The sequence below is a fragment of the Paenibacillus tabacirhizosphaerae genome (genome assembly GCF_040812395.1).
Classification (GTDB): domain Bacteria; phylum Bacillota; class Bacilli; order Paenibacillales; family NBRC-103111; genus Paenibacillus_E.
Genome location: NZ_JBFNXH010000005.1, coordinates 224,667 through 239,038 on the forward strand (window position 1 = coordinate 224,667; position 14,372 = coordinate 239,038).

The window sequence follows — 14,372 nt, forward strand, 5'->3', positions numbered from 1 at the left end:
GCTATATCGATGAACCTCCTACATGTGTTTGGAGGTTTTTTTGTTTTTGAGCTTATCTCGGCGAACGCTGAGCATTTTCAAGCGCTTCTTCAGCTGCTCTTCCCATTCCGTATCACCGATCGTTTTGGCTACACTCATCAGGTCAAGCGCCATATCGATTTGACTGCGGACAATATCCATTGGTTCTTCGCCCTCATGGTTGACGCAATTATCGTGCAGCAAATGGTCTTTACCATCCACATATTCCACAAAATCAACCTCGGCTGCCCCATCGCCATGGGCGTATTCCGCTAGAATCTCGTATTCATTCTCTACCAGATAATGAACTTCAATGCGGTGACAAACCGGGCAGAAAAGGATAGGCACATTATGAATTTGCGTTCGAATGTGCTTCAAAGTCCCTTTTGTTCCGATCATACTGGCTCCACAACAAAAACTCATGGATATCCCTCCCTCAGCGTTTTGCATTGGCAAAAATTCCTTCGTATGCATCAACCTTTATTACCCGGATTAGTTCAATATATTCGTCAAAGGTGGACGAAATTCCTTTTTTCCGCACCCTGTAGATTTTAACAAACAGCGCATATTTTTCTTGCCGGAAGCGAAACCTGAAATAGTCAAAGGCTTACTTGGAGGGGAATTGCTATGAGGTCAATGCCGATGGCTCAATTTGAAGTGCGGGATCGTTATCATAAAGATTTGCTGCATCTTATGGGAGTAGACGCGCACACGTTATTTGTATATTGGGAAATCAGCAATAGGCGAAGATGGTTAGTATCCCAGCATTTTGAATGCGACTATGACGTTATGCCAAAGGTGCTTCGTGTCTATGATGTGACCTGCATCCTTTTTAATGGCAGCAACGCTCATTCCTATCGGGATGTGATCACGCTCCCTGAAGCAGACAGTTGGTACGTGCGGCAGCTCCAGCCTGATCGCACCTACTTGATCGATATCGGCACGTATACCTGGGAGCAAGAGTTCGTTCCGCTGTTCCGGTCCAACTGTGCGGCAACGCCAAGGGATACGATGGCTGCATGGGATGACACGCTCCGCCACACAGTTCCAGAAGCGGCTTCAGCTCCTGCCAGCCACCGAATTGCTCCCCATTTTTTTGAACCTATACAAGCCTATTCTCCCTTTATGAGGTGACAATGCCGCATGATACATCTTGCCCAAACCAAGCCTGAGTCCGAGAGCTTCTTAGTGCTTGTCCTTCATGCGCACTTGCCTTACTTTCGGCAAAACGGGAAGATCGATGATAGAGAAGAACGATGGCTTCACGAAACGGTGACAGAGAACTTTTTACCACTTCTTGACACACTGAATCGGCTTTGTGAAGAACAGTTCGATTTCCGCATCACTTTGTCCATAACGCCAACGCTGCTTGCCCTACTCAGTAATCCCTTGATTCAACAAAGGATTCGTTCTCACTTAGACAAGCTGGTCGAGCTCGCGGACAAAAAGGAAATACGGCTGAAAAAGAATACAGGCTTCCGTTCGCTTGCGGAATTATATGTAATACGTTACCGCGAGCTACGTGCAAGTTATGAACGCTGTGAGGGCGACATCATTGGTCTTCTCAAAAAGCTGCAGGATGCCGGTTATATTGAAATCGTTACCTCTGCAGCCACATATGGCTTCTTGCCGCTTATGAAAACAGAAGAAGCCATCTCCGCTCAAATCGCGGCGGCGGTTCGTGATTACGAACTTCATTTCGGTTGCAAGCCAAGAGGGATCTGGCTGCCGGAATGCGGATTTACGCCGGGAATTGACCGTATTCTAAAACCGTTCGGGATTGACTACTTTTTTGTGGATCAGGCTGCGATCGACTTCGCCGCAAGTCGGCTGAATCGTGAATGGAAGGGTCCCCTCCTGACACCATACGGCGTAAGTGCATTCCCGATCGATCCTGAAGCCCTGAGACGGGAAAGCACTTATCAAGAAAAATATGGCCAACTCCCTGACGAAGACAGCAGCCGCAAGCCCCTCATCGTTTCGGCAATTGATCTCAAATCGTTCGGTCAGGGCTGGCACGAGAACCCTTTTCTTATTGAGCCGCTATGCCGCAACATGTTTCATGGCCAGCGCACCATAACCATGATTACGCCAAGCGATTATCTCCGAAGCGAACCATTAACCGATATGGGCCTATTGAATGAATCCAGCCACGGCCGGAACCATGTGGCGGAAAGCTGGCTGCATGACACGAACGACTGGATATACCGCCATCTGCATCAAGCGGAAGAACGCATGATTCGTTTGGCTACAAGGCATAAGCTCTTGGCTCCTACAAAGATGAGTACCCGTATCCTCAAGCGAGCTCTGAATCAAGCGGCAAGAGAGCTGATGCTAGCCCAAAGCAGCGACTGGGCTGCCATCATGAGCGAGAGAACCTCGGCCGACTATGCCATCCTCCGATTGAAAGATCATTTGGGCTGCTTTCATCTGCTTTGCGATGGTATTGAGCAGGAACACGTGGATGAAGCCGTATTGGCTGACTTGGAGAAGACAGATCATTGCTTTCCAGATATGAACTACCAAATCTATGCAGCCGTCACCTGTCATTCGCCTATCCCTATTATTCCAAATCCAACACGATGGGAATCCATACTGGAAGAAACCAGGCATCGTCCGAACGTTTTTATGCTTTCCTGGGAATATCCGCCCAAACAGGTAGGCGGTCTATCCAGAGCCGTTCACGAGCTATCCGAAGCGCTGGCCGCTCAAGGGGAGATTATACATGTTATCACTACATCACATCCGGATGCCCCTGCTTTTGAGAAGCTGAACGGTGTTTATGTACACAGATTGCCAATCGAGACCTCAGGCGACACGCACTTTTACCATTGGACCTTCGAAATGAATCTGGCAATGATTGACCATCTCTTGCGCTGGAAAGAGCATGGAGGGCGGATTGACCTCCTGCACGCGCACGATTGGATGGTCATGCATACAGCCAGAGAGATCAAGCTAAGCTTAAGCATTCCGCTCGCAGCAACGATTCATGCCACGGAATGGGGCAGAAATTCAGGCGTACTGCACACCGATCTGCAGCGTAAAATTCATCAAATCGAATGGAAGCTCACCTACGAGGCAGATTGCGTATATGTATGCAGCGCCTATATGAAAAATGAGATCCAGCGCATATTCAGCTTGCCGCATGATAAAGTTCGCGTTTATCCTAACGGCATTGAAATGCCAAGTTCAAAGCACCGATTCGTCGGACGTCCTCCCTTTTTGGAGAAGGAAGACCGGGTCATATTTTACATTGGGCGCCTCGTATATGAGAAAGGTGTTCAGATCATTATCGATGCCATGCCGGCCATCTTATCCCAAGTTCCAAATGCTGCGTTGGTTATTGCAGGATCAGGACCCATGGAACAAGAGCTTCGAAGCAAAGCCGCTTCTCTAGGCAATCGGGTTAGATTTACAGGATTTGTCGACGAGGCTTACCGTTCGCAGCTTTATCAAGCTGCTGAGGTTTGCGTCATTCCAAGCTTGTACGAACCATTCGGCATCGTTGCGTTGGAAGCAATGGCGAGCCGCAGACCGCTTGTTCTCTCGGACACAGGTGGATTAGCTGAAATTATCCGGCATGGTATCGATGGCTACCGAGCGCTTCCAGGTCACGTAGAATCTTTGGCTTGGCACGTTACTGAGCTCCTGCTTCAGCCCGAATTAGCAGTTAAAATGGCCAATAGCGCCTATCAGGTTGTACAGCAGCGCTATCAATGGCGCGAAATTGCCAGGAGCATGCAGCGGGAATATCATACACTCACCAACTATCAGGAGGGATCAAATGAAGGCTGTGATTATGGCCGGGGGGCGAGGGACGAGGCTGCGTCCCTTGACTTGCCATCTCCCTAAGCCCATGGTGCCTCTTATCGGGAAACCCTGCATGGCGTATATGGTTGAATTATTGAAAAAGCATGGCATCCATGAGATTGCCGTCACTTTGCAATATATGCCCGAAGTGATTCGCGGCTATTTCGGCGATGGCCGCGACTTTGGCGTAGACATGCATTATTTTGAAGAAACCACGCCACTCGGCACGGCGGGAAGCGTGAAAAATGCCCATGCGTTTCTGGACGATACCTTTATCGTAATCAGCGGCGATGCGTTGACGGACTTCGATTTGGGACAGGCCTTAGCTTATCACAAGCAAAAGCAGTCCCAAGCGACTCTGCTGCTTGCACATGCAAACTATCCCTTGGATTATGGCGTTGTCTTAATGAATGATGAAGGAAATATTGTCAAATTTACGGAAAAGCCTAGCTGGGGGGAAGTATGCAGCGATACGGTGAATACAGGCATTTACATTTTGGAACCGGAGACGTTGGAGCATGTGCCTTATGGGCTGGAATTTGATTTCAGCCGGCAGCTTTTCCCTGCTTTATTGCAAGAAAAAGTTGACATTTACGGCTACATTTCCATGGGCTACTGGTCAGACATCGGTAATTTAGATCAGTATCGGCAAACGCAATTCGATATGCTGGATGGCAAAGTCCAGATCGATTTGCCTGGCAAACAGATTCGACCTGGCATTTATGTCGCAGACGGCGTTGAAACAAGTGCACACGCTCGTTTAATTGGCCCTGCATACATCGGAGAGGGAAGCCGGCTTGAGGAGGGTGTGGAGATTGGAGAATACTGCGTCATTGGTAAAAACAACAGGCTTTCCAAGGGAAGCTTGCTCGCCCGAAGTGTGATATGGGATCACAATCATATCGATGAGCATAACGAATTGGTTGGCTCGACATTAACCAGCCGGATTATTAGCCACAAGGCTTCTTATTTGGGCGAAGGTTCCGTTATTGGCAACCATGTGGTGATCGGCGCAGGGAGCCGCATACTGCCGAACGTCAAAGTCTGGCCTCATAAACAAATACGTGAACAAACGCAGCTTCATGCTTCTCTGATTTGGGGAGACCATATTTCCAAAACGTTATTCAAGACTCACGGAGTTAGCGGCATCCCCAATCTCGACCTAACACCTGAATTTGTTGCCAAATTCTCCTCCGCCTATGGGGCCACCTTGGCATCCGGCCAAGCTTTGACCGTCAGTTGTTCCCCCCATTCGTTCACCCGTCTGCTGAAAAGAACAATGACAGCGAGCCTTCAATCCGTTGGCACACATGTTATCGATTTGGGCGATTCCATTGCCCCGGCAGCAAGTTTCGCCATCCGCCAATTAGGCGCTGCAGGCGGCATTCATATTGATTGGCCAGGGAAAGGCAGCGAGATTTGTTGTCTCGCCTGTATAGATGCAGCAGGACTTCCTTTGACGAAAGCAGATGAGCGTAAAGTTGAAAATAATTACTGGCAGGAAGACTACGGGCGAGCGTCCGTGGAACATCTGGGAAGCTACAAGCTGGAGCCCAGTTGGATGGAAACGTACCTAGATGCACTTGCTAAAGAAATTGTTTACGAAAGAGATGGCCCTGTTCACCGCTCACTTCGTATCGTCATTGAAGCAAGCGCCTGGCTGCAATCGTTCATCATTCCTTTTTTTGAAAAATTAGGTGTTGAAGCTATCCATATCACGGCTGCAACCCGGATGGAATCTTTACAAACCTTCATCCCGCTTTCTGAAGCGGACTTTGGCTTGCGATTGAAGGATGACGGCCAAGGCATGCAGCTGCTGACAGAGCAAGGTGTAATCGTTGATGGTGATCTGCAAACCGTCTTCCTCTATTTATGTTATCTGCACAGCCGTCCTGGAGCTGCTATTGGAGCGCCAGCCAGCTCACCCCACCTTTTGGAATCGCTGGCCGAAGGGCTTGGAGCCACAATTAGGAGAACGAAAGAAACGTCCCGCTCCATTCTGGAAGCAACGGAACAAACAAGGATGCATCCCCTCTTCGATTCCTTATTTGCTGTTGGTCTAATTTTGCTGCATTGGGATAGAACCCAAGTTCCTATCTCCGAACTCCTTTCCCTGTTTCCAAGCTTCTATCTTCATCGCGAGAATGTCGATTGTCCCTGGGATTCCAAAGGGCAGGTCATGAGAAGCATGATGGAACGAGCGAAAGACACGCAAACCGAGCTGGTGGATGGCATCAAATTTTACCATGAGGAGGGTTGGGTGCTTCTGCTGCCAGATGCGGATAACCCTGCCTTTCAAGTCGTCGCCCACGCCGCCAATCCGCTCGCTGCCCAGTCGCTTGGGGAAGCTTACCGGGAACACATTCTAAATGCGTTGCAGTAGGCATATATTGTTACTGAAAATCCGCTCTGCTCCTGGAAGCTTGTAGACGGATTATTCGAAGTCTCAAGATGAAGGAGAGAGCGGCGTGAATATCATCCCCATCGTTTCCAGACAGATCGCTTATGTGGAGTATGACCATCAATCCTCCAGCATGATCGTGCAATATCATACCGGTTTCAAGGCATCTTACAGCAATGTGAAAGAGGCTGATTATCAAATGATTGTAACCTCAACAAATCGGTACGATTCCTTAATGCGCCTGACGGAAACCAGGTATGCAAAAGAGCGCTCCCCGACCTGGTAAATACGATAATCCAATCTCCACCTGCTCCAACAGGTGGAGATTTTTCGTTTACATGATGCATATGCTACAATGTTGCTCAAAGTACACACGAACTATCTTTCCAGAGAAAAGGTGAGTCCGATACCTACCCAAACCCTCCACCTCGATCAATCGGATCGGGATACGCTCCATTTGCTTGTCCAGTCACCTTCTACACTGTTTGTTTACTGGCACCTGTCTTCGCGAAAATGCGCCATGATTCAAGAGCATTTCGGCTCTGATTGGCAATCTCTCAAGCCTGCGCTGCGGCTGTACGATACAACGGGAATCCCATTTGACGGCAGTGCTGCCGGGGGAGTCTCGGAAATTCCTTTGCCAAAGGGAGAATCGTGCTTTCTAAGCGGTTTTCGCCCGGAAAGGGCTTATATCGCGGATTTGGGCATTCAGAATGAGCACGGGCAATTTCTACCGCTTCTTCGCTCAAACCGTGTGGAAACCCCTCGTTCAGACTACAGCATTGAACGCCTGGCCCACGATGCCAACCAAAATCAGCATCCTGAGCAGATCCCCTTAACCTTTAAACTGCTTCTACCTGAGTCCTATGAACATTTCTCTGCTTATTCGGTGTACATACCGAAGGCGTCAGCAGATACCGAACCTGGAGGCGATTCGGATTGATCACAACCGCTTATGGCTATGTTGCCGTGCTTCTGCATGCCCATCTCCCCTTTGTCAGACAGGAGAATGATCTCGATACACTGGAAGAACGGTGGTTTTTCGAAGCGGTTGTTGACAGTTATCTCCCTTTGATCGATATGATGGAGCGGCTTCTTGAAGATGGCGTTCGTTTTCGCCTTACGCTCTCTCTCTCCCCTCCTTTACTCGCCATGATGGAAGATCAACAGATGCGGCGCAAGCTGCGCAAACATCTCGCTGCACGGAGTGAGCTGGCAGAGCGGGAAGTGTTCCGCTTGTGGGGCGACGCAGATTTCGCGCCTACTGCGATACATTATGCCGAACGCTACCGTCGGCTGAACCAATTGTTCGACCGCCTCGGCGGCGATCTGATTACAAAGCTGCGCAGCCTGCGGGACACCGGCTGCGTCGAGTTGATTACTTGCGCCGCAACACATGCGTTCTTGCCGCTTGTCAAGAACGACACCGCGCTGCGCGCGCAGCTCGAGGCCGCCGTTACGGAGTTTCGGCGGCATTTCGGCGCTGCTCCGGCAGGCATTTGGCTGCCGGAGTGCGGCTACACGCCGGCGGTGGAGCCCCACCTGCAGGCACTCGGGCTTCGGTATTTCGTCGTTGACGCTCACACGCACGCATTGGCGACTCCCGCAGGAGTGGGGACAAAGAGCGTCCTGCCGGAGGGGACTGGTTGGGTGATGGGAGAAGGGCCCAATCGATTTATGGGCCAGATTGTGGCAGAGAGGCCTGATGGCTCGGAGGCACAAGTTGAAACAAAAGGATCTGAAAAATCTGATGGGCAGGTCGAAACAGATGGGCCTGGAAGATCTGCGGAGCAGGTCGAAACAAATGGGCCTGAAAGACCGGAGGAGCAGGTCGAAACAAATGGGCCTGGAAGATCTGCGGAGCAGGTCGAAACAAAAAGGCCTGAAAAACCTAGTGATGCTGCGGGACATGCGTTGCCTGCAGCGGGCCTGCCGCTGCGCACACGAGGCGGCGCCTGTGCCTTCGCCCGGGACCTTGAAGCCAGCGCTCAAGTATGGAGCGCCGTATCGGGGTACCCGGGCGACGCCGACTATCGCGAATATTATCGCGATATCGGCTACGACCTCGGCCGCGCTGGCGGCGCCGAGTGGGAATACATCAAGCCCTATGTGCTGCCGGACGGCGAGCGTATTCATACGGGCTTGAAGTACTACCGCGTCACCGGCGCAGCCGCGAGTGACGCCAAAGCGCCCTACCACCCGGAGCGTGCCGCTCTCAAAGCCCAGCAGCATGCTGAGCATTTCGTCGCGAGCCGGGTGGCGCAGCTTCGCCGCCTCGCAAGCGAGCGCGAGGCGCACATCGCGGCCGCGGGCAATCGCCCGTCGCGGCCGGCAGAGCCGCCGGTCATCGTATGTCCATACGATGCCGAGCTGTTCGGCCACTGGTGGTACGAAGGCCCCCAGTGGCTGGAAGCTGTGCTGCGCGGCCTCGATGCCGCGCGCAGCAAGCAAGCAGACGTAGTCGTGTCTACGACTACGTTAGGCGACTACGCCGCCGCCCATGCGCCGACCAGGGAAGCAGAGCTTCCCGTGTCGAGCTGGGGCCGGGGCGGCTACGCCGAGGTCTGGCTACAGCCGCGCAGCCAGTGGGTGCATCCACAGCTTCACGCAGCAGAGGATCGCATGCTGCTAGCAGCGAGAAAACACCCGGATGCGTCCCTGCTTTCCGAACTTCAGAAGCGCGCGCTGAATCAAGCAGCTCGCGAGCTTATGCTTGCGCAAAGCAGCGACTGGACATTCATTATAGACGCCGGAACGGTTGTAGATTATGCCAAACAGCGTATTAGAACCCATCTCGAACAATTCCATTTGCTTCTGGATCATATAGAAGAACGACCAGACCGCCGACTTGAAAAGCATTTTTCCGACATCTTAGATCTTTTAGAGAAAAAAACACCCTTCCTTCCAGAGCTGCACTATGAGCTTTATGCAAAGTTCCGGCTTCCCGCAGACGATTTCTTGACAGCAAGAGCTCATCCAGCAGTTGTTGGATCGTTACCAACGTCGCTGCCTGCATATTTATCTGCCGCATCACCTGGCAAATCGCTGCGAATTCTTATGCTCGCTTGGGAATATCCGCCACGCATCATCGGCGGTCTCGCTCGTGCCGTGTGTGATTTATCCAAACAGCTTGCGGCAGCTGGACACACGGTACACGTCATTACGTGCTTCTCTCCCGAGTGTCATTCTTATGAACTGGCCGACGGTGTACACGTTCATCGGGTGCCCATTCTCCAGTCCATTCAGTCGATTGCCTTCTTGGACTGGGTTTTTCAAATGAACATGGCTTTCGCCGACATGATGATTCGTTTATCGCAGCAAGATCAATCCTTTGATGTCATTCATGCTCATGATTGGCTTGTAGGCTACGCGGCGAAAGAAAGCAAGCGGACGCTCCGCATCCCGCTTGTTGCGACGATTCATGCCACCGAATTTGGCCGCAATCAAGGCGTGCTGGAAACAGACATTCAGAAACGAATCCATCGACTTGAAGCCAAATTATCGCTTGAAGCCGATCACCTTATTGCCTGCAGTCAATATATGCAAACGGAAGTCATTCGACTATTTGAGCTGTCCGACAACCAAATCACCCATATTCCTAACGGTGTTGGGCCCTATGCCTCACCAAGTCCGTCTTTGCAGACCACGAACCCCGTTCTTCACTCTGCGGTAATTGGCGCTGACACCGGCGATCGCATCATTTGCTTCCTCGGTCGGCTCGTTCTTGAGAAAGGCGTTCATACGCTTATCGCGGCTATGAACCTCGTTCTCGAACGCTTCCCTCAGGCGAAGCTGGTCATTGCCGGAGCAGGACCTGAAGAAAACTCTCTACGCACACAAGCCTGCAGTCTGGGAGACCGCGTCAGCTTCACCGGATTTCTTGATGAAAGTGACAAACAACTGCTGCTTCATACAGCTGAACTTTGCGTATTTCCTAGTCTTTACGAGCCCTTCGGCCTTGTCGCCCTGGAGGCGATGGCAAGCCATACGCCCCTAATCGTTTCCGATACAGGAGGCCTTGCCGAAATTGTCAAGCATGGCATCGACGGTTATAAAGTAACTGCCGGCAGCATCGACGCGCTTGCTTGCCAAATCATTAAACTACTTGAACATCCTGAGCTTGCTGCTCGAATAGCAGACGCTGCGGCAGTAAAAGTTCAACATGCTTTTAACTGGAACGATATCCGTACAGCCACAACAGAAGTCTACTATCAAGTCATTACTAGATTCTCTCAACATTCAGGTATAGCGTACCAACAGAAGGAAATAATGGGATGATATACAAATATGAACCTCATGTAAGCGTGGTCAGTTCGAATTTTCAGAATATTTTCAAAGAATGATTGATTCCTTGGTAATAATTAGGTAACCTAGTGGCAAGCCCTGTGCTGATAAATGTCCTATCCATGCAAAACGAGAGACGCGATATCCACATTGGATACCTTACGGACGGGTTCTTATTCGCGATCCAAACAAAAGAGTGGGGAAGTGATGATTTGCCTAGACATCTGGTCATCGGAAATGGAAAATTTCTTATTAACCTCGATCAGCATTCCTACATGCGCGATCTGTATTATCCTTACGTAGGCCAGCTTAACCATATCGGCGGCTATCAGTGCCGTGTAGGTATATGGGTAGATGGCGCATTTGCATGGCTCAATGCCCCCGAATGGCAATTCAAGCTTGGCTATGTGGAAGATTCACTCGTCACCGAGGTCACGGCAACACATCCCGATCTTGGCATCACCCTGCTCATGAATGACGGCGTACATCAGCGCGAGGACATCTATTTGAAACGCATTCAAATCACGAATCACAAAAACACCGTACGTGAAGTCCGTATGTTTTTCAACCAGGATTTGCTCATTAATGAAACAGAAGTTGGAGATACGGCCGCTTACTATCCAACAACGAATACGGTTTTTCATTATAAGAAAGATAGATATTTCATGTTTAATGGCAGCACGGGAACAGAGGGCATTTTCCAGTATTCTACAGGTGTCAAGAGGTTCTATAATGCCGAAGGTACGTGGCGTGACGCTGAGGATGGTCACTTGATGGGCAATGCCATTGCGCAAGGGTCTGTTGACAGTACGATCTCCTTCCGGCTTTTCGTACCTCCGGAGGCGAATCAGACGATGTATTACTGGATGGGCGCAGGCAAAACGCTTGAGGAAGTAAAAACGCTCGATACGTACGTCAAAGATAGCCATCCCGGTAAGCTGCTTGACCGCATTACGGTTTATTGGCAGCGCTGGGCAAATAAATCCGAACGCGACTACGGGGATTTGCCATTAAACGTTCAACGTCTTTTCAAACAAAGCCTGCTGCTCGTCAGAACCCAAACCGACGTGAACGGCGCCATCATTGCCGCTAATGATTCGGATATTATGCAGAGCAATCGCGATCACTACAGCTACATGTGGCCGAGGGATGGCGCATTAATTGCTTATTCCATGTCAATGGCTGGCTATCAGGGCATGATCATCCCCTTCTTCAACTTCTGCGCCAACGTTCTGTCGGCTGAAGGTTATTTGCACCATAAATACAATCCTGACGGCACCGTCGGGTCCAGCTGGCATCCTTACATTCATTCAGGCCGGGTGCAGCTGCCGATTCAAGAAGACGAAACAGCCCTGGTCTTGTTCGCGCTCTGGCAGGATTTCCAGAAGCATGGAAGCCTGGAGTTTGCACAGTCCCTTTACCGCAACCTGATTCGCAGAGCGGCGAGATTTATGTCCACTTACATCGATCAGGAGCTGAACTTGCCGAAACCCAGCTACGATCTATGGGAAGAACGCTACGGCATTTACACCTTCACGGCTTCAGCTGTGTATGGCGGACTTATTGCCGCTTCCAACTTCAGCAACTTGTTCGGGGATGAGGAAAGAAGCAATCGGTATAAGCACACGGCGGAGAAAATCAAAGCCGGTATCCTTAACCACCTCTGGGATGAGAACGAAGGCCGCTTCGTTCGCGGCTTGTATCTGGAAGACGGCGAATGGGTCAAGGATATGACGCTGGAGAGCTCGGTTTATGGCATTTTCGAATTCGGCGTCCTGGCTGCTGACGATGAACGTGTCGTGAGTACGATGAAAGCCAACAAAGACGGCCTCATGATCAAAACCGAAATCGGAGGCTCCGCCCGCTATCATCACGATTATTACTTCCAGCGCTCCACCGATATCGACAACGTCCCTGGAAATCCTTGGATCATCTGCACGTTATGGATTGCCGAGTGGGAAATCGAATACGCCAAAACGCTTGCCGATCTGGAATCCCCACGCAAAACCTTGGAATGGGTCGTCAAGCATGCGATGGAAAGCGGCGTTCTGCCTGAGCAATTGGATCCATTTACAGGAGATCCTGTATCCGTTGCTCCGCTCACTTGGTCTCATGCCACGTATGTGTTGACTGTCGTAAAGTATTTGAACAAATACAAACAGCTAGTTAAATAATCAAAAAATCCCGTTCTCTCGACTGTGAGGGCGGGATTTTTGTTCTGTTATCGGCGAAATCCGAACTTCCATAGACACACATTCAGTGCGGCGCTTACAGCGATGAATGCATACACGCCATAGGGAAACATCGTGCTTCCATAATGCAAAAATCCAATGCCACCGATTAGTAGAATTAATGGAAATACCTTCCAACCATCCTTCTTCTGGGCCCATTCGAACGATTCTGAGAAAGGCAATCCTTGCTTCATGCTTCGGAAGCAAATCATCCCGTATAAACTGGCAACGATGGCAATAGCCACAAGATCGGGAATAATTCTATATCCAAAAACCGCCGTATGTATGATGCTTTCCACAACAAACATCGGCAAAAATAATTTGACATAGACGGCTTTCAATACGCCTTTATACAGCGCCGTTGTGGTTATTAGAGGTGCCGCTCCATAGATCCAAGACCCTTTATAAGTCCCTGAATACCGCAGCATCATGATCACAGTAGGAATAAGCAGCAGCGAAGAGTAGATGTATAAGTACCCACTGCTGGCAGACACTTCAGCCCAGGATGAATACCTCAACGTAGTGAAAAGGAAAATATAGGGCAATATAATCGAAAATCCAAGGGACGGGTAGACTTTCAGCTTGAATTCACGCTCAGTCTTCATCATCTTTCCAGCAAATCGGAAAAAAGCCCACTCCATCTTGTCCGCGCATAACCAGTTGAGGAAGCGATCGGATCGCAGTCTGCCGCTGGAGGCAGCTCCTCCACTCTGGTAAGCGAGCTTGCGGAGATTGCGTTCAAATGCTGGCATGCATTGTATATAGATGACAATGGCCAGGATCGGAACGATGACGGCAAGCACGGAGAATGCCACATGCACTTTATCCAGATTCCCCTCGAACAGCATTTCCATCAGTGATCCGTACCATACTGGAGGAATAAGGACTTGCCACCATTTCAAGTGAAATACAATGTTCAATTGGACAATTTCGAACGATCTGGAGATCAGCTGATAGCCAATCGTTATGGCAATCGTCAAGCCGATTTGGACATAGTTAATGATATCCTTCAGCTTTTCTCCGTCAAATATTTGCAAAATGAATAAATAGATGAGCGCCGTCAGTACAACGAAGAATAAGTCCAGCAGTACGATTTCCGCTAAAAACAGGAGTGTGAATGAGATGCCATGACGGAAAAGAGCAGCCGCCAACGGCGCCGCCATGAGCGCTCCCGTAAGAAATAACAAATATATGATCACGTGAACTGTCTTCGCTGCATTGATCGTACGCCGGTTGATCGGCTTCGTCAGCAGCACCTGATGGTCGCGCACATCCAACATGACCGATGAAAAATCAGCAATCATCGTCGTCATAATGATAAACGAGAACATCCCGAAGACAAGACTCATCTGAAACAGGTAGTGTTTCCCCATGAGCAGAAGGGGAACCATCATCAGCCCCATTAGTGCATAGAACCATAAGGATTTAATAAATTGGTTGCTGTGCTCGTTGACGTTGTAATCATTCTTTTTTCTGTTGGAGTTTAGCAAAATCGTTGCGCTTCTTCGACCATCCATGGTCAGCTTCATTTGTAAAATACGTCTCATGACCGGATAATCGGTCCCCAGCCTGGTGAACATCCATTGACAGCGGTCCAGTATGCGAAGTGTTCGGAAATCTTCCATGGG

Annotated in this window: 9 protein-coding genes; 7 read left to right on the top strand and 2 right to left on the bottom strand. The window is 50.1% G+C overall.

All coding sequences use genetic code 11. From position 1 onward, the window contains the following. Positions 1 to 18 precede the first annotated feature (18 nt). A complete protein-coding gene (locus ABRS97_RS11655; RefSeq protein ID WP_367813986.1) occupies positions 19 to 441 on the bottom strand; it encodes a hypothetical protein in 423 nt (140 codons plus the stop codon). A 204-nt stretch (positions 442 to 645) separates the two neighbouring features. Between ABRS97_RS11655 and ABRS97_RS11660 the strand changes: the two genes are divergently transcribed. From ABRS97_RS11660 to ABRS97_RS11690, 7 genes are all read left to right on the top strand, one after another. After that, entirely contained in the window at positions 646 to 1,152 is a 507-nt protein-coding gene (locus ABRS97_RS11660) for a DUF4912 domain-containing protein (RefSeq protein ID WP_367813988.1), read from the top strand. A 9-nt stretch (positions 1,153 to 1,161) separates the two neighbouring features. Beyond that, positions 1,162 to 3,870, top strand: a complete 2,709-nt coding sequence (locus ABRS97_RS11665) for a 1,4-alpha-glucan branching protein domain-containing protein (RefSeq protein WP_367813990.1) — start codon at positions 1,162 to 1,164, stop codon at positions 3,868 to 3,870. After that, a complete protein-coding gene (locus ABRS97_RS11670) occupies positions 3,803 to 6,211 on the top strand; it encodes a sugar phosphate nucleotidyltransferase (RefSeq protein WP_367813992.1) in 2,409 nt (802 codons plus the stop codon). Before ABRS97_RS11665 ends, ABRS97_RS11670 begins: the two co-directional genes overlap by 68 nt. A gap of 85 nt (positions 6,212 to 6,296) precedes the next feature. Continuing rightward, the gene (locus ABRS97_RS11675) at positions 6,297 to 6,515 is read left to right on the top strand and encodes a KTSC domain-containing protein (protein WP_367813994.1); all 219 of its coding nucleotides are present in this window, start codon (positions 6,297 to 6,299) and stop codon (positions 6,513 to 6,515) included. 69 nt (positions 6,516 to 6,584) lie between these two features. Next, entirely contained in the window at positions 6,585 to 7,172 is a 588-nt protein-coding gene (locus tag ABRS97_RS11680) for a DUF4912 domain-containing protein (protein ID WP_367813997.1), read from the top strand. Further along, entirely contained in the window at positions 7,169 to 10,507 is a 3,339-nt protein-coding gene (locus tag ABRS97_RS11685; RefSeq protein WP_367813998.1) for a 1,4-alpha-glucan branching protein domain-containing protein, read from the top strand. The genes ABRS97_RS11680 and ABRS97_RS11685 overlap by 4 nt, the downstream gene beginning before the upstream one ends. A gap of 218 nt (positions 10,508 to 10,725) precedes the next feature. After that, positions 10,726 to 12,687, top strand: coding sequence for a glycoside hydrolase family 15 protein (locus ABRS97_RS11690; protein WP_367814286.1), 1,962 nt, complete (start codon positions 10,726 to 10,728; stop codon positions 12,685 to 12,687). Positions 12,688 to 12,734: 47 nt separating this feature from the next. Here ABRS97_RS11690 and ABRS97_RS11695 read toward each other — a convergent pair whose 3' ends face one another. Further along, positions 12,735 to 14,369, bottom strand: coding sequence for a hypothetical protein (locus ABRS97_RS11695; RefSeq protein WP_367813999.1), 1,635 nt, complete (start codon positions 14,367 to 14,369; stop codon positions 12,735 to 12,737). Positions 14,370 to 14,372: the final 3 nt, after the last annotated feature.

Coding starts and splice junctions, on each gene's coding strand:
- ABRS97_RS11660 (WP_367813988.1), top strand. CDS start 646: ATGAGGTCAATGCCGATGGCTCAATTTGAAGTGCGGGATCGTTATCAT.
- ABRS97_RS11655 (WP_367813986.1), bottom strand. CDS start 441: ATGAGTTTTTGTTGTGGAGCCAGTATGATCGGAACAAAAGGGACTTTG.
- ABRS97_RS11665 (WP_367813990.1), top strand. CDS start 1,162: ATGATACATCTTGCCCAAACCAAGCCTGAGTCCGAGAGCTTCTTAGTG.
- ABRS97_RS11670 (WP_367813992.1), top strand. CDS start 3,803: ATGAAGGCTGTGATTATGGCCGGGGGGCGAGGGACGAGGCTGCGTCCC.
- ABRS97_RS11695 (WP_367813999.1), bottom strand. CDS start 14,369: ATGGAAGATTTCCGAACACTTCGCATACTGGACCGCTGTCAATGGATG.
- ABRS97_RS11680 (WP_367813997.1), top strand. CDS start 6,585: ATGTTGCTCAAAGTACACACGAACTATCTTTCCAGAGAAAAGGTGAGT.